Origin of the sequence: Citrobacter sp. Cu233 (assembly GCF_030332225.1) — a bacterium.
Lineage (GTDB): Bacteria > Pseudomonadota > Gammaproteobacteria > Enterobacterales > Enterobacteriaceae > Citrobacter.
This window is the reverse complement of the sequence record NZ_JAOWIF010000043.1, coordinates 223,570-239,853: the sequence shown is the minus strand read 5'-3', so window position 1 is coordinate 239,853 and position 16,284 is coordinate 223,570. Positions and strand designations below refer to the sequence as shown.

Annotated in this window: 14 protein-coding genes and 3 pseudogenes; 13 read left to right on the top strand and 4 right to left on the bottom strand. The window is 50.9% G+C overall.

What is annotated here, in order from left to right; all coding sequences use genetic code 11:
* Nucleotides 1–165: 165 nt before the first annotated feature.
* Together OGX95_RS21950 and OGX95_RS21945 are read right to left on the bottom strand one after the other, a co-directional pair.
* Nucleotides 166–837 (bottom strand): annotated as a pseudogene (locus OGX95_RS21950) (ATP-binding protein); the annotation flags it as partial.
* 2 nt (nt 838–839) lie between these two features.
* The gene (locus tag OGX95_RS21945) at nt 840–1,589 is read right to left on the bottom strand and encodes an LvrA C-terminal domain-related protein (RefSeq protein ID WP_286630980.1); all 750 of its coding nucleotides are present in this window, start codon (nt 1,587–1,589) and stop codon (nt 840–842) included.
* A 17-nt stretch (nt 1,590–1,606) separates the two neighbouring features.
* Here OGX95_RS21945 and OGX95_RS23065 point away from each other — a divergent pair.
* From OGX95_RS23065 to OGX95_RS21925, 5 genes and pseudogenes are all read left to right on the top strand, one after another.
* Nucleotides 1,607–1,687 (top strand): annotated as a pseudogene (locus OGX95_RS23065) (hypothetical protein); the annotation flags it as partial.
* 14 nt (nt 1,688–1,701) lie between these two features.
* On the top strand, nt 1,702–2,742 hold the full coding sequence (locus OGX95_RS21940; RefSeq protein ID WP_286630979.1) for a RecT family recombinase: 1,041 nt from the start codon (nt 1,702–1,704) through the stop codon (nt 2,740–2,742).
* Between the two features lie 34 nt (nt 2,743–2,776).
* Nucleotides 2,777–3,121, top strand: a complete 345-nt coding sequence (locus tag OGX95_RS21935; RefSeq protein WP_286630978.1) for a hypothetical protein — start codon at nt 2,777–2,779, stop codon at nt 3,119–3,121.
* Nucleotides 3,114–3,569: pseudogene (locus OGX95_RS21930) on the top strand (DUF550 domain-containing protein); the annotation flags it as partial. The gene OGX95_RS21935 and the pseudogene OGX95_RS21930, both read left to right, overlap by 8 nt.
* Before the next feature lie 140 nt (nt 3,570–3,709).
* On the top strand, nt 3,710–3,952 hold the full coding sequence (locus OGX95_RS21925) for a DUF4060 family protein (RefSeq protein ID WP_116359995.1): 243 nt from the start codon (nt 3,710–3,712) through the stop codon (nt 3,950–3,952).
* A gap of 218 nt (nt 3,953–4,170) precedes the next feature.
* Here the strand turns inward: OGX95_RS21925 and OGX95_RS21920 are convergent, their stop codons facing one another.
* The gene (locus OGX95_RS21920) at nt 4,171–5,358 is read right to left on the bottom strand and encodes a tyrosine-type recombinase/integrase (RefSeq protein ID WP_096756845.1); all 1,188 of its coding nucleotides are present in this window, start codon (nt 5,356–5,358) and stop codon (nt 4,171–4,173) included.
* Nucleotides 5,359–5,534: 176 nt separating this feature from the next.
* Between OGX95_RS21920 and sapC the strand changes: the two genes are divergently transcribed.
* From sapC to sapF, 3 genes are read left to right on the top strand one after another with little or no spacing between them, the layout of a single operon-like run.
* Complete coding sequence (gene sapC / locus OGX95_RS21915; RefSeq protein WP_005126480.1) at nt 5,535–6,425, top strand: peptide ABC transporter permease SapC; 891 nt, start codon at nt 5,535–5,537, stop codon at nt 6,423–6,425.
* On the top strand, nt 6,425–7,417 hold the full coding sequence (gene sapD, locus OGX95_RS21910) for a peptide ABC transporter ATP-binding protein SapD (RefSeq protein WP_003020556.1): 993 nt from the start codon (nt 6,425–6,427) through the stop codon (nt 7,415–7,417). The genes sapC and sapD overlap by 1 nt, the downstream gene beginning before the upstream one ends.
* A 1-nt stretch (nt 7,418) precedes the next feature.
* A complete protein-coding gene (sapF, locus tag OGX95_RS21905; protein WP_286630977.1) occupies nt 7,419–8,225 on the top strand; it encodes a peptide ABC transporter ATP-binding protein SapF in 807 nt (268 codons plus the stop codon).
* A gap of 44 nt (nt 8,226–8,269) precedes the next feature.
* On the opposite strand, the gene OGX95_RS21900 is transcribed toward sapF, so the two are convergent.
* Entirely contained in the window at nt 8,270–8,959 is a 690-nt protein-coding gene (locus tag OGX95_RS21900; protein WP_286630976.1) for an EAL domain-containing protein, read from the bottom strand.
* A 510-nt stretch (nt 8,960–9,469) separates the two neighbouring features.
* Between OGX95_RS21900 and fabI the strand changes: the two genes are divergently transcribed.
* The 5 genes from fabI (at nt 9,470) to OGX95_RS21875 (ending at nt 16,277) form a co-directional block, all read left to right on the top strand.
* Nucleotides 9,470–10,258, top strand: a complete 789-nt coding sequence (gene fabI, locus OGX95_RS21895) for an enoyl-ACP reductase FabI (RefSeq protein ID WP_005126472.1) — start codon at nt 9,470–9,472, stop codon at nt 10,256–10,258.
* Nucleotides 10,259–10,474: 216 nt separating this feature from the next.
* The gene (locus OGX95_RS21890) at nt 10,475–11,623 is read left to right on the top strand and encodes a carboxymuconolactone decarboxylase family protein (RefSeq protein WP_286630975.1); all 1,149 of its coding nucleotides are present in this window, start codon (nt 10,475–10,477) and stop codon (nt 11,621–11,623) included.
* Nucleotides 11,624–11,712: 89 nt separating this feature from the next.
* Nucleotides 11,713–13,647: an exoribonuclease II gene (locus OGX95_RS21885; RefSeq protein ID WP_286630974.1), complete on the top strand. Its 1,935-nt coding sequence runs from the start codon at nt 11,713–11,715 to the stop codon at nt 13,645–13,647.
* Between the two features lie 261 nt (nt 13,648–13,908).
* Nucleotides 13,909–15,900 (top strand): cyclic di-GMP phosphodiesterase, encoded by a 1,992-nt coding sequence (pdeR, locus tag OGX95_RS21880; protein WP_286630973.1) that lies wholly within the window; start codon nt 13,909–13,911, stop codon nt 15,898–15,900.
* Between the two features lie 194 nt (nt 15,901–16,094).
* Nucleotides 16,095–16,277: a YciZ family protein gene (locus OGX95_RS21875; RefSeq protein WP_202038524.1), complete on the top strand. Its 183-nt coding sequence runs from the start codon at nt 16,095–16,097 to the stop codon at nt 16,275–16,277.
* The last annotated feature ends 7 nt before the right edge of the window (nt 16,278–16,284 follow it).

The following is a 16,284-nucleotide window of genomic DNA, read 5'->3' as shown; positions in this document are numbered from 1 at the left end:
AGGCACTTAAGGTGAAGCTCACCCATCTTGGCATAAGCCAGAGTTTCCTCAGCGGCATAAAGCACAGGCTCAGCACCAAACGATGCAATCGCCACATCAATCACCTTCACAGCATCAGCCATTGCGTAGCCGAGATTACCTCCGTCGCTTTGTGCTGATGCTTTGCTGAGTGTTTCGCGTAACCCGCGCTCCCAACGCACCGAGAAGTTCGTCGTGGTTAAGATTTGTGAGAACGCCAACAGGCCGCATCGATGACAGGCGACGGTCTATAACCTGATTCAGAATGACTTTCTCGCCACTGCTACCGCGCTGAATACCGACTTCATCCAGCACCAACAGATCGACTTTGCAGAGGTCATCGAGAAGCGAAGCCTCTGACTGACCACTGTCGTAGCACTCGCGAACGCGCAGCATCAGGTCTGGGATAGTGACGACCAGCACGCTATGACCACCAGAAAGCAGATGATTTCCGATCGCTGCTGCCAGATGATTTTTCCCGGTACCAGGACTACCGCTGAACACGAAACTAGCGAACCCGGTACCGAAATTCTGTGCGTAGCTCTTTGCCATCGTGAAGGCTTTGCGCTGCCCTTCCCCTGATACCTGGTAATTCGCGAACGTGCAGCTGCGGTGCAGGCTTTGAATTCCTGATCGACCGAAAATTTTCTCTGTCCGGGCTTTCTGATTCAGCCTGTCCAGTTCTTCACACCGCTTCAGGCCTTCTTCCCGCTGCCACGCCAACAACTCTGCTGCACTGGTGAACTTCGGCTGAACGCCAGGTGGGATGAGTTTTTTCAGGCGCTCGAGAGCACTTCCGGTACCAACCATGTTTTTCATCACTACCCCCTGAATCCGGTCGGAATCGCTTTATCTGGCTGAGAAATTTTGTTCGGATCCCTTTTTCCATCTGGCGCCGCAAAAGACCACGACTCTTCGTAGTGCTTTGAGGGGCCAAAAAACGTGGATGCCTGTTTCACATACTCGGTGTTAAGTTTTCCAGCGGCAGTTATGTAATCCGCGTATCGCCGAACTCCATCGATAAGCTCCTGCACTGTTGCGCCAGATTTAATACGCGCTGTCCAGGCTTTGAACGCATCAGCCTTGCTGTTACCACCGGCGCGTTTTGGGTATTCCTGCCACGCCAGTTCAAAATCATCCGGGTAAGTATTTTTCCCCCGGGGTGTGGCGGCGCCATGCCCCAAAATATCTTTATCCTGATCTTGTTCCTGATCCTGTTCCTGATCTTGGCTTCGTAGCCCCTTCGAAGCCCCTTCTGAAATTTGGCGCGATTCACGTTTAAAATTGAGGTGAAAATCTGTTTTATAACGTTCATAAAATGATGATAAAAAAGGGTTTTCAGGTAATGACACATACTCATTCCTGACACCAGCACAACGGTTATCCCCTGGCTTCAGTGATCGACCAACCTGATAAGCGGCCATTTCATGCACCCAAACCATCTCAGTGTCCTCGTCATAGCTACAAAATCCCGCTTCAATGGAGCTTTTTAGCCCCTTTGAAGCCCCTTCCAAGCCCAAGCCAGTTTCATGGGCTATGTACAGAATTGGCAGGTAATACAACCCGAGCATGTTTGCGTGTGGCGAGGTCAGCGCCGATCACCGCTGATTACACCGACGAACTGAACGACTTCGACCTGCGCCGCCTTGAAGCGCTGCGTCTGGCTTAATGGAGGATTTGACCATGCAAAATACCAACATCATTACGACCGAGCAGGCACCAAACACCATTTCGGCCAGCAACACTGTGTTCAACGTGCAGGCACTCGGCCAGCTTAGCTCTTTCGCTGAATTGATGGCGCAGTCTGCAGTCACCGTCCCCAAACACCTGGCGGGGAAACCCGCCGACTGTATGGCTATCGTCATGCAGGCTATGCAGTGGGGAATGAACCCATATGCGGTTGCCCAGAAAACGCACCTGGTGAATGGCGTTCTGGGTTACGAAGCGCAGCTGGTTAACGCAGTAATCTCCAGCTCCAGCGCCATTGTTGGTCGCTTCCATTACGAATACGGCGGTGACTGGGAGAAGATCGCCGGCAAAAAAGACGGCCGCGATGAATTAGGCCTGTTTATCAGGGTCGGTGCCGTACTGCGAGGCGAAGATGAAATTACCTGGGGTGAGCCAATCTACCTTGCAGATATCACCACACGTAACTCGCCACTGTGGAAAACAGCGCCGAAGCAGCAGATCGCTTATCTGGCAGTGAAGTACTGGGCTCGCCTGTACTGCCCAGAAGTTATCCTCGGCGTCTACAGTCCAGATGAAGTTGAGCCACGCACTGAGAAAGAGATTAACCCAGCACCGAAACACGTTAACCTGGCTGATATCTCAGGTGACACCGTCACAACCACGCAAAGTGCGCAGGAATCACCGGCAAATATCGACTCACTGGCTGATGGGTTCCGCGAACGCATCGATGCTGCGCAGAATGTAGACAGCGCCAAAGCAGTCCGGGCTGATATCGAAAGCGCAAAGGCCACGCTCGGTTCCGCCCTGTTCACCGAGCTGAAGAATAAGGCAGTGAAACGCTACTACCTGGTTGATTCACGCAACAAGGTTGAGGCCGCAATCAACTCCCTGCCGTCTCCGGACGAAACGGATGCAGCAGCGCGTTTCGGGGAAGTTGAGCGAGTTCTTGCAACTGCGAAACGTCACCTGGGCGATGAACTGCACGATCAGTTCAGCATCACCCTGGCAGATATGAAACCGGAATACGTGGGCTAAGGGAGGCGGGAGGGTTCGCCCTCCCGGTAACGAGATGAGTAAATCATTAAATGCACGTTGCATCCGTCGCTGGACAGTCGAATTTAAAGGTCGTTGCGACTCGAAATATAGCCCGTACTGGCGCAAGCGGGATCTACGCCGGTATATCCGTGAGTGCGCCCTGACAACTGCCGACTGCATGGTTGAGTGCATGGCAGAGGACAACGCTCTGGTAGATTTTCAGGGTAATGGTCGAGGCTGGTCACCTGAGTTTTCAGCATGGTACAGCGAACGCCGCGCACAGTATCGGACAGAAGCTCTCACATATCTCAATCATGATGCCACCAATGACGAAATCGACGAAGAAATTCAGAACGAGCTGGAGGCCTGGAATGACTGATATCGCCACGTTCACAAAAGAGCAATTAATAGCGGTGTGCCGCGCTGACGTTGCTGAAATGTCGAAGTTTTTAAAGGAGGATGAATTCAGTAACCCGTCACGTGCTGCCCTGTATTTGCGCATTACTGAAATTGCACTGGCAGCGCTGACTGCTGATTCGGAACAGGTACGCCGTGAACATGCAGCATGGTCACAGGCTACTTTTGGCGATGTCGGTCCAGTTGGTCCGCTGAAGCACCTTTCCAAAGAAGCGCTCGAGGCTGCTGCTGAACCAGGCGACCTTAGCGAATGGGCTGACATGCAATTCCTGTTATGGGATGCGCAACGTCGCGCCGGTATCAGTGACGAGCAGCTAATCACGGCCTGCATAGAGAAACTGGCGATAAACAAACAGCGCGAATGGCCCGAGCCAAAGGACGGGGAGCCACGATTGCATGTGCGAAGCGAAGAGGAATCGCTCAACGCACGGCGCCGCCGCAACCGTGAATCAAACGCACGCGCTCGCGAACGTGAAACACCAACACAACGCAAAGCCAGGCTGGCGAAAAACAGGGCGAGAATGGCCATACGTCGTAAAGGCGGTGAAGCATGAAACTGATTAACCGAGGCAATCAGCAATCCCCGTTAGCGCGTCAGGCATGCGACATCGCGCTGGCCACTCATCACGAACGCTATGGCGACTACGGGCGCAGCAAGATGAAGGAGACATACACTGTGAGAGTTGAAGGTGTGAAGGTCTGGGTGGAGGTAGTGAACCGCAAGGCGAGCTATGTGGCCACGGCGATGACTGGTATGCGCAGATTGCGAGCGCTGCCGGGACAATGTAATTAAGAGGTAATATATGGATAACGCATTGCAGGCAGACGCTATTTTAATAACAAATGAAGTTTTGTCCCGGTATAAGATATCGCGAAGCACACTGTATTTCTGGAGCACTCCTTCCAGGATGCCATCCTACTTTACTCAGCCATTTCCGAAACCGAGAATAAATGGCAGTCCCAAACGCTGGAGAATGTCAGACTTGCTGGCATGGGAGGAAAACGTGGGCATTAAACCAGAGGCTGACCAATCAGTTTTTCCAGATGATCCTGCCATACTGCAAGCCAATGCCGCTGATCATCCAGGTAGTCATGTAGGTTATACCGCGCCATGACGCCTGACATATGATGACCCAACAGTTTTTCTACTACGTGTGGTGGCGCGCCTAATTCGGATAGGCGCGTCGCAACCGTTCTTCTCAGGTCGTGAAGCGACCATGTTTTCATTCCATTTTTTGCAATTATCTGGGTTGAAAACATAGCAACATTTGGCTGAAGAGGTGGCCGGTCATCTTCTGGTCCTTTATATCTTGACAGCGTGACGACATGATTTGAGAGAGACGTTTCCTTTTCCTCTTTCATCATCCTGACTACAGCTTCAGGAAGAGCCCTTCTTACGGTCTTTCCGGTTTTATAATCACTTGCCGGAATTGTCCACGTATGTTCGTTGAAATCGAACCACTCCCATTTAGCTGTCCTGATCTCTGTGCTGCGGCAACCGGTCATGATGAGGAACTTCATAATCAGCTGTTGCCTTTCTTTTAGTTCTGGCAGCGTATTCCAGACGGTTTTGATTTCATCATCACTTAATTTTCTGTCCCTTACCGCAGCGGCTAAACCGACGTCAGACCGTCTCAGGCTTTCGATGGGGTTAACGCTAATCACCCCACGGTTAGAACAAAAACGAAAGGTACGTTGCATCAAACCCAGCATTTGCCCAGTAACAACTCGCCTTCCCATGCCATCGAAAAGGCTAAGCCAGTGCGCCTTGGTTGTCTGATCAACAATCATGTTCCCGAGAACCGGATTGATGTGGTTCTCGAAATCACGTCGATTAACTTTTATTTTTACCAGGCCTTCAGGGATACAGTAATACTTCTCCCAGTAATCGAAGGCATCCCTGACGGTTATTGCATCAATCTTTTTCTGTTTTTCAAGCACCGCCTGACGTCTCGGATCGAACCCCTCAGTCAGCCATGCTCTGAATTGCTGCCTTCGCTCTCTTGCCTGAGATAAAGATATGGACGGATAATCGCCAATCGTCAGCTGAACGGCCTTCCCGTTCCATCTGTAGCGGTAAAAAAATGTTATACTGCCGGAAGTGGACAATCGGATATTAAGCCCGTGAGCATCTGAGATAACTTCGATTTTGTCTCTTTTCTTGCCAAGAGCTTTTCTTAATTTTGTATCGGTAAGCAATGTGTACACTCCGGGAGAGGATATACACACCAGTGTACACATTTTACGTAAATTGATAACCTTCGAATTAAAACGAAATAAACCAATTTAAAGCGCTAGTAGGCAGTAAAGGCACACCAGCACTGGAAAATTTAAAAAGACATAAAGCATGTTCAACAAAATTAAATCGAGTACATATGCCCTACGATAGCGTATATAGCGAAAAGCGCCCGCCCGGTACGCTACGTACCGCATGGCGTAATTTTTATGGCGATGCTTCTGCGATGGTGGGTCTGTACGGTTGTGCGGGACTGGTCATTCTGTGTGTGTTTGGTGGCTGGTTTGCCCCTTACGGCATCGATCAGCAATTTCTCGGCTACCAACTGTTGCCCCCGTCCTGGTCGCGCTATGGCGAAGTGTCATTCTTCCTCGGAACCGACGATCTCGGTCGCGACGTATTAAGCCGTCTGCTCAGCGGCGCTGCCCCTACTGTAGGTGGTGCGTTTGTCGTTACCCTCGCCGCTACACTCTGCGGTCTGTTGCTGGGCGTGGTTGCCGGGGCAACACACGGACTACGCTCAGCGGTGCTGAACCATATTCTGGATACCCTGCTGTCAATTCCATCGCTACTGCTGGCCATTATTGTGGTGGCTTTTGCCGGGCCACATCTGACGCATGCGATGTTCGCCGTCTGGCTGGCTTTACTGCCGCGTATGGTGCGCTCTGTCTACAGCATGGTGCATGACGAGCTGGAAAAAGAGTATGTCATTGCCGCTCGTCTGGATGGCGCGAGCACGCTCAATATCCTGTGGTTTGCGATTCTGCCGAATATCACTGCCGGTCTGATCACTGAAATCACCCGAGCACTGTCAATGGCAATTCTGGATATCGCCGCCCTGGGCTTCCTTGATCTCGGCGCACAACTGCCATCCCCAGAATGGGGAGCCATGCTCGGCGATGCGCTGGAGTTGATCTATGTTGCGCCATGGACAGTCATGCTGCCCGGAGCGGCAATTATGATAAGTGTGCTGCTGGTAAACCTGTTAGGTGACGGCGTGCGCCGCGCGATTATTGCGGGGGTGGAATAATGCCATTACTGGATATCCGCAACCTGACTATCGAGTTCAGGACCGGTGACGACTGGGTGAAAGCGGTTGACCGCGTCAGCATGACGCTAAACGAAGGTGAGATCCGCGGACTGGTCGGTGAATCGGGTTCAGGTAAAAGTTTGATTGCTAAGGCCATCTGCGGCGTCGCCAAAGATAACTGGCGCGTTACCGCGGACCGCATGCGTTTTGATGATATCGACCTGTTGCGCCTTTCCGCCCGCGAGCGACGTAAGCTGGTCGGCCATAACGTGTCCATGATCTTCCAGGAGCCACAGTCTTGTCTGGATCCGTCCGAACGTATTGGACGTCAACTGATGCAAAACATTCCCGCCTGGACATACAAGGGGCGCTGGTGGCAACGTATTGGCTGGCGCAAACGCCGCGCGATTGAACTGCTGCACCGCGTCGGGATAAAAGATCATAAAGATGCAATGCGCAGTTTCCCTTATGAGCTGACCGACGGCGAGTGCCAGAAGGTAATGATCGCCATCGCACTGGCAAACCAACCTCGTCTGCTGATTGCAGATGAACCCACCAATGCAATGGAACCCACAACACAGGCGCAAATTTTTCGTCTACTGACCCGACTGAATCAAAACAGCAATACCACCATTTTGTTGATCAGCCATGACCTGCAAATGCTCAGCCAATGGGCAGACAAAATCAACGTAATGTACTGCGGACAAACGGTGGAAACCGCGCCCAGTAAAGATTTGGTGACGATACCCCATCACCCTTATACGCAAGCGCTGATTCGCGCCATTCCTGATTTTGGTAGCGCAATGCCGCATAAAAGCCGCCTGAATACCATGCCCGGAGCAATTCCGTTGTTAGAACAATTGCCCATCGGCTGTCGTCTGGGGCCGCGTTGCCCTTATGCGCAGCGCGAATGCATTGAAACCCCAAGACTGACCGGAGCAAAGAATCATCTCTACGCCTGTCATTTCCCCCTGAACATGGAGAGAGAGTGAGATGGTAGAAACCCTGCTCGAAGTTCGCAATCTGAGTAAAACCTTTCGCTACCGGACGGGATTATTTCGCCGCCAGACCGTCGAAGCCGTTAAACCGCTGAGCTTTACGCTGCGTGAGCGTCAAACACTCGCCATTATTGGCGAGAACGGCTCAGGCAAGTCCACGCTGGCAAAAATGCTGGCTGGGATGGTTGAGCCGAGCAGCGGCGAGCTACTGATTGACGATCATCCGCTAAAATATGGCGATTATTCATTTCGTAGTCAGCGTATTCGCATGATTTTCCAGGATCCGTCCACGTCGCTTAACCCGCGCCAACGTATTTCGCAGATCCTCGATTTTCCGTTGCGCCTGAATACCGATCTGGAGGCTGAGCAGCGCCGCAAACAGATTGTGGAAACCATGCGTATGGTGGGTCTGCTACCCGATCATGTTAGCTACTATCCGCATATGCTTGCACCAGGGCAAAAACAACGCCTGGGGCTTGCCCGTGCGCTGATTTTGCGCCCCAAAGTGATTATCGCCGACGAAGCGCTAGCCTCTCTGGATATGTCGATGCGGTCGCAGCTCATCAACCTGATGCTGGAATTACAGGAAAAACAGGGGATTTCGTATATCTACGTGACCCAACACATTGGGATGATGAAACACATCAGCGACCAGGTGTTAGTCATGCATCAGGGCGAAGTTGTCGAGCGCGGCAGTACGGCGGATGTGCTGGCCTCTCCGCTACATGAGCTGACTCGTCGTCTTATTGCAGGGCATTTTGGCGAGGCGCTTACTGCTGATGCCTGGCGGAAAGACCGTTAATGAGAGAATAGCCCACCAGGACGGGAGGGCTATCCGTTCAGTCATCAGTGACAAAACCGGGGCAAGAGTAGCGCGTCAACCTCAGAGAACGTGACTGACGGGAAAATTTCCCCCTGCATCGCCCAAACGCCGGCGGTGCAGACCGCCTCGAAAAGAGGGGTCGTATCTACCCCCTCAACCACAACGCGGTCGCAATACCCCCTGATATTTTTAATCAACACCGGGAATATTGTTTTTTCTACCTTTGACAGAAAGAAGTCGCGATCCATTTTCACAACGTCAAAACGGCCGCACACCAGCGGACTCGCGCCAATACTGCCAGAGCCGAGATCGCCCAGCCACAAGGCGTTTGGACCATCACTCAGCGAATTAATGAGCAGATTGTTCAGGCAAACTGTATTCGACAGAAAGCGTTCTGAAAGTTCCAGCGCAATAAAGGGCATGGAATGTAAGGCCGACTTAATGACAGGATCACCGATTGCTAATAGCGCCATTTCATCAACAAGGCTTAGCGTACAGAGCAGATTATTGTTCTCGAACCAATCACGCTTTTCTGCAATTAACCGAATTTGCTCAAGCATGAAATTACGTTTTTGTTCGCTACTCCATGCCGAAATAATGGAATCTGCATGTAACGGATGAACCGTCTCAGAAGCGAAGCGGGCGAGCATCTCAACACCCAGCAACTTATCTGTTGTGTCTCTCATCGGTTCCGCGATGAAATGATAGTGCATAAGACCACTCCAATTGATCATAACATACTGATAATGCACTTCTAATCATAATCAATCAATAATATCGATCAATGAATCGATATTGATCGATAAAAACAATATATCATAACTAAATGAATATGGTCATATTTTTTGTTTTAAGAATGTTCTTACATTGATATGTGTTAAAACATCGACTAGAGGTCAGATCATACCATTTTAACCCTCTGACGCCTTGTATTTTCACCTTATACCCCTGCTCTTCTCTGGTTGGATGAGGCAGAACCAGGGGGGAGTGATATACTCCTCACGTGCAATGAATAATGACAGGCCACCAGGTGCTGACAACCCTTCCCTGCCCACTGAAACGCCGTTTACTGCTGCTCCCGACGGGTGAATAGCAGAGAAAGATCGTGACACAAGGGGCAAAGAGTGGGATATAATTTCACACCAATTTCGAGTGACCTTGAAATTGCAATCATAACTCATTGATTGCTAAAAAAATAAGTAATGACTATAAGGATTAAAGCTATGGGTTTTCTTTCCGGTAAGCGCATTCTGGTGACCGGTCTTGCCAGTAAACTGTCCATCGCCTATGGTATCGCTCAGGCGATGCACCGCGAAGGCGCTGAACTGGCGTTCACCTACCAGAACGACAAACTGAAAGGCCGCGTGGAAGAATTTGCCGCTCAACTGGGTTCCAACATCGTACTGCAGTGTGATGTGGCTGAAGACGCCAGCATCGACACCATGTTCGCTGAACTGGGCAAAGTCTGGCCGAAATTCGACGGTTTCGTACACTCCATCGGTTTCGCTCCTGCTGACCAGCTGGATGGCGACTACGTGAATGCGGTCACCCGCGAAGGCTTTAAAATTGCTCATGACATCAGCGCGTACAGCTTTGTTGCAATGGCAAAAGCATGCCGTTCCATGCTGAACCCGGGTTCTGCTCTGTTGACGCTGTCCTACCTGGGTGCAGAGCGCGCAATCCCGAACTACAACGTAATGGGTCTGGCGAAAGCCTCTCTGGAAGCCAACGTTCGTTATATGGCTAACGCGATGGGTCCTGAAGGCGTACGTGTGAACGCAATCTCCGCCGGTCCAATCCGTACTCTGGCGGCTTCCGGTATCAAAGATTTCCGTAAAATGCTGGCACATTGCGAAGCGGTTACGCCGATTCGTCGTACCGTTACCATTGAAGATGTGGGCAACTCTGCGGCATTCCTGTGCTCAGACCTGTCCGCCGGTATCTCCGGTGAAGTCGTTCACGTTGACGGCGGCTTCAGCATCGCCGCAATGAACGAACTGGAACTGAAATAATCCTTCAGACTTCCTCTATGGGCGACGCTCCGTCGCCCATTATTTTCCTCTCCCTTTTCCCTCGCCCGTCGCGATATATGCTTTTCTGATATTTATTATCACTTAACAATCTTTCATCACCTCATTCGCTTACGTCAGGATATCGCAGCGCAAACGATCCGGCGTACAGGTATGACGACGTATCCGGGTCGCCACTTTTTAGACCAAGGAACGCCCATGGAACAACGCCGAATTGAAGGCAAAAGCCACTGGTATCATGAGACACAGTCCAGTACATATCCGCAAGATGTTCTACCGTTGGTGCCAGAAGCCGCACACGTCGAGGACCGATTTTTGCTGGATCTGACGATACCTGCCGTTGCGCTTTTACCCTTTCAGTCCTGGTTAGAACCTGCCCGTAAACTTGCTCACCTTCTTTTCCCTGTGCATGTTGCTCTGGACTCCATGCACACGTTCAGCGCCTATGAGCGTATGAGTACCGCCTTAACCGTCGCTCAGGTTTGTGGCGTGCAGCGTTTATGTAATCATTATGCTGCACGTCTGACCCCCCTCCCTGGCCCTAATTCATCCAGGGAAAGCAACCACCGACTGGCGCAAATCACCCAATATGCTCGCCAGCTCGCCAGCTCTCCGGCCGTCATAGGCTCACGCGATCGCCAGCATCTGGAGGCGGTTGGCCTCACGACCAGCGATAGTGTTCTGATGAATCAAATCATTGGCTTTGTCGGCTTTCAGGCCCGCGTCGTTGCGATGTTTCAGGCCTGGTTTGGCCATCCTGTACGCCGCATTCCTGGCCTCGATATTCAGCAATTTGCCGAGGCATCCCCCTTTAGTGCAGAAGAAGCAAAGTGGCACATCGCCGACATGCCGATTGAAAAACATCTTGCCAGCGCAGAAATACATGTCAGCCATACTCCCACTGTATTGCAAACGCTGAGGCCATTACTGCAACACTCACCTGAAGAACTGGCGCTATTTGAAGCGCTTTTTACCAGCACATTACATAGCGATGTGCAATCACGGACATTTTCTCTGGCCACGCTGCTCACATCGCGGATTAACGGTAGCGTGTCCTGCTTCAATGAGTACGCCCTCTCAGCCACCACTGAGCTCACTGAGATTATTACCGTACTTCGCCAGGATGAGCGCCAAATACAGCGCTGGGAGCAACGACATCCGGTTGAGCGCGTCACCCTGCAGGCGGTACAATGGTTAACCCGGGCGCCCGATCGCTTTAGCGCCGCACTGCTTACCCCGTTGCTCGATCAGGGGATATCTTCAGAACAGGCAATCAACGTACTGGCCTGGAGCGGATTGTGCGGATGGTTAAATCGTTTGAAGATCGCGTTGGGCGAGACTTATTAACCGATCCACTTGCTGAAAGAGCGCTTGCTGCGACTGGCAGATTCGCGTAAAACTGTCAGCCGCTCTTTCAGCCACGAAAATAGACAATTATGCTTCAGGACAACCCGCTGCTAGCGCAGCTTAAACAGCAACTGCATTCCCAGACGCCACGTGCTGAAGGGGTGGTAAAAGCCACGGAAAAAGGCTTTGGCTTCCTGGAAGTCGATGCACAAAAAAGCTATTTCATTCCACCGCCGCAGATGAAAAAAGTGATGCATGGCGACCGCATTGTGGCGGTTATCCATACGGAAAAAGATCGCGAATCTGCCGAACCGGAAGAACTGATCGAGCCGTTCCTGACGCGCTTCGTGGGCAAAGTTCAGGGTAAGAATGACCGCCTGTCCATTGTGCCGGATCATCCGCTCCTGAAAGATGCCATTCCCTGCCGCGCCGCTCGTGGCGTTGAACATGAATTTAAAGAAGGTGACTGGGCTGTAGCAGAAATGCGCCGCCACCCGCTAAAAGGCGACCGCACCTTCTACGCCGAGTTAACCCAATTTATTACCTTCGCTGACGATCACTTCGTTCCGTGGTGGGTCACACTGGCTCGCCATAATCTGGAAAAAGAAGCACCAGATGGCGTCGCCACTGAGATGCTGGATGAGGGCCTGGTGCGTGAGGACTTAACCGCACTGAACTTCGTCACCATCGACAGCGCCAGTACGCAGGACATGGATGACGCGCTTTACGCTGAAGAACAAACGGATGGTAAATTGCAGTTAACCGTCGCGATTGCCGATCCTACCACCTGGATTGCTGAAGGCAGTAAGCTGGATAACATTGCAAAAATTCGTGCATTTACCAACTACCTGCCGGGGTTCAACATCCCAATGTTGCCGCGTGAGCTTTCTGACGATCTGTGTTCTCTGCGCGCTAACGAAATTCGCCCGGTTCTGGCCTGCCGCATGAGCATCACTGCTGACGGCACGATCGAAGACAATATCACCTTCTTCGCGGCAACAATCGAATCTAAAGCGAAGCTGGTCTATGACAACGTTTCTGACTGGCTTGAAGGCTCAGGTGACTGGCAGCCGGAGAATGACGCAATTGCAGAGCAGATCCGCCTGCTGCATCGTATCTGTCTAAGTCGTGGCGAATGGCGCCATAATCATGCTCTGGTATTCAAAGACCGCCCGGATTACCGTTTCGTTCTCGGTGAAAAAGGTGAAGTACTGGATATCGTGGCGGAACCACGCCGCATCGCGAACCGCATTGTGGAAGAGTCCATGATTGCAGCAAACATTTGCGCGGCACGCGTCCTGCGCGACAAACTGGGCTTTGGTATTTATAACGTGCATATGGGATTCGATCCGGCTAACGCAGAAGCGCTGGCTGCCCTACTGAAAACCCATGGTATGCACGTTGATGCTGAAGAGGTCCTGACACTGGAAGGCTTCTGTAAACTGCGTCGTGAACTGGATGCACAACCATCCGGTTTCCTCGACAGCCGCATTCGTCGATTCCAGTCTTACGCTGAGATCAGCACCGAGCCAGGTCCGCATTTTGGTCTGGGCCTGGAAGCTTATGCCACCTGGACCTCTCCTATCCGTAAGTATGGCGACATGATTAACCATCGCCTGCTTAAGGCCGTCATCAAAGGTGAGACAATTTCCCGCCCGCAGGATGATACGACTTTGCAGATGGCTGAACGTCGCCGCCTGAACCGCATGGCTGAACGTGATGTGGGTGACTGGCTGTATGCACGTTTTCTGAATGACAAAGCCGGTACCGACACCCGGTTTGCAGCCGAGATTATTGATGTCAGCCGTGGTGGCATGCGTGTACGTTTAATTGATAACGGCGCGGTAGCCTTTATTCCAGCCCCCTTCCTGCACGCAGTTCGTGATGAACTGGTGTGTAGCCAGGAAAGTGGGACGGTACAAATCAAAGGTGAAGTGGTTTACAAAGTTACCGATGTCATTGATGTCACCATCGCCGAAGTGCGGATGGAAACCCGCAGCGTCATCGCACGCCCTGCCGTATAATACGCATTAGTTCAACGACCTTTCTCTTTTGTGAAAGGTCGTTTTCTTTTTTCCCGCCCAATTGCCTGCCACGCACTACACTTCTTTCATCCAGTCAGATTTATTTTTGACTATTTTCAGTTCGCCAGCTTTGCTTTTTCCTGAATCTGGATTACACATAAATATATAAAAAAAACAATACGTTCAGCCATCATTACCCTTTGAATCATGGCTACCCTTACTTTTGAGGCTCTATGCGCTTTAAACGGGATAGTACACATCATGAAAGACGTCCGGGAGCTGGTTACGTTGTATAGCTATGTGGGCAGCCATAACCCCTACTGGCGTTTGTCAGAGGATTGCAACATCCTGCATTTCTCTATTGACGAAGCGGCAGAAACGAACCAGAACATCGAATTATCATCTGAGCAAGCCGACCGCATTCGGGAGATGACGGTCATCACGTCAAGCCTGTTAATGACACTGTCGATTGAAGACGACGATATCCCTGTTCACCTGGTTGGGCGGAAAATCAATAAACGCGAATGGGCCGGAAGTGCATCCGCCTGGGATGATACCCCTTCGGTGGCCCGTGATTTGGCACAAGGCCTTTCTTTTGCCGAACAGGTGGTATCTGAAGCCAACTCCGTTATTGTCATCCTTGATCGCATGGGCAACATTCAGCGTTTCAATCGCCTGTGTGAGGAATATACCGGACTCAAAGAACGCGAAGTGATTGGTCAAAGTGTCTTCACGCTGTTTATGAGTCGACGTGAAGCCGCAGCCTCCAGACGCAACATCGATGTTTTCTTTCGCGAAGGCAACTCATATGAAGTCGAACGTTGGGTGAAGACCTGTAAAGGTCAGCGACTGTTTCTGTTTCGCAATAAATTTGTGCACAACGGCAGCGGTAAGAACGAAATATTTCTGATCTGCTCAGGTACCGATATCACCGAAGAACGGCGTGCTCAGGAACGCCTGAGGGTTCTGGCAAATACCGACTCCATTACCGGATTACCTAATCGGAATGCGATTCATGAACTGATTACTGAAGCAATTGAGAATGCAGGAGATACCCAGGTTGGTATTGTGTACCTCGATCTGGATAATTTCAAAAAAGTAAATGATGCCTACGGGCATATGTTCGGCGATCAACTGTTGCAAAGCGTATCGCTGGCGATTCTCAGCTGTCTTGATGATAACCAGTTACTGGCCCGTTTTGGTGGCGATGAGTTTATTGTCCTCGCAACTCAAACATCTCAAGTGGCGCTGGAAGCCACGGCGTCACGTATTTTGACCCGTTTGCGCCAGCCCTTCCGAATTGGCCTGATTGAGGTTTATACCGGTTGTTCGATTGGAATTTCCCTTGCACCACAGCATGGACACGACTGCGAGAGCGTTATTCGCAATGCCGATACCGCTATGTATACCGCAAAGGAAGGCGGACGTGGGCAATTCTGCGTTTTCTCTCCGGAAATGAACCAGCGAGTATTTGAGTATCTTTGGCTGGATACCAACTTGCGTAAGGCGCTGGAAAACGATCAACTGTTGATTCATTACCAGCCGAAAATAACATGGCGTGGTGAAGTACGTAGTCTGGAGGCGCTGGTGCGCTGGCAGTCCCCTGAACGTGGTCTCATTCCTCCGCTGGAGTTTATCTCCTACGCTGAAGAATCAGGTTTGATTGTGCCGCTGGGGCGCTGGGTTATTCTCGACGTTGTTCGTCAGGTCGCAAAGTGGCGCGATAAAGGGATTAATCTGCGAGTGGCAGTGAACGTTTCTGCTCGCCAGCTTGCCGATCAGACGCTGTTTACCGACCTGAAACAGGTGCTTCACGACCTCAATTTTGAATATTGCCCTATCGATGTCGAATTGACCGAGAGCAGTTTGATTGAAAACGAACAACTGGCACTGTCCGTTATTCAGCAATTTAGCCAGCTTGGGGCACAGATCCATTTAGATGATTTTGGGACGGGTTATTCATCGTTGTCTCAACTGGCCCGCTTCCCACTTGATGCCATTAAACTGGACCAGGCGTTCGTCAGGGATATTCATAAACAACCCATTTCACAGTCGCTGGTGCGCGCCATTGTAGCGGTAGCGCAGGCGCTTAACCTACAGGTGATAGCTGAAGGCGTTGAAAGTACGAAAGAGGATGCCTTTTTGACCAAAAATGGCGTCAATGAACGTCAGGGTTTTTTGTTCGCCAAGCCAATGCCAGCCGCTGCTTTTGAACGTTGGTATAAACGTCATCTGAATAAAAAATTGCGATAACACAACAAGAAAAGTGGAAGGGATAAACGTGAAAAATAGCCAAAAATGGACGCTGCGTGATGATCATATCTGTATGTAATCACAGAATATATAATATTCTCCAATCATTCATGTTAATACTATTTTTCCCTTCTCTTTTGGCATGAATTTATGCATCATGAAATTCAAACCTTTTTGACATTAGGATGATGACCATGTCTGATATCGACGCACAACGTCTGGCCGAGCGCATTGATACCGTGCTGGATATTCTCGTTGCAGGCGATTACCACTCAGCTATCCATAACCTCGAAATTCTCAAGGCTGAACTGTTAGATACGGTCAAAGAGGATGCCGCGTCTGTGTCAAAAAAACCGAAGGCCCCGTGGGAGATCTGATGACCTT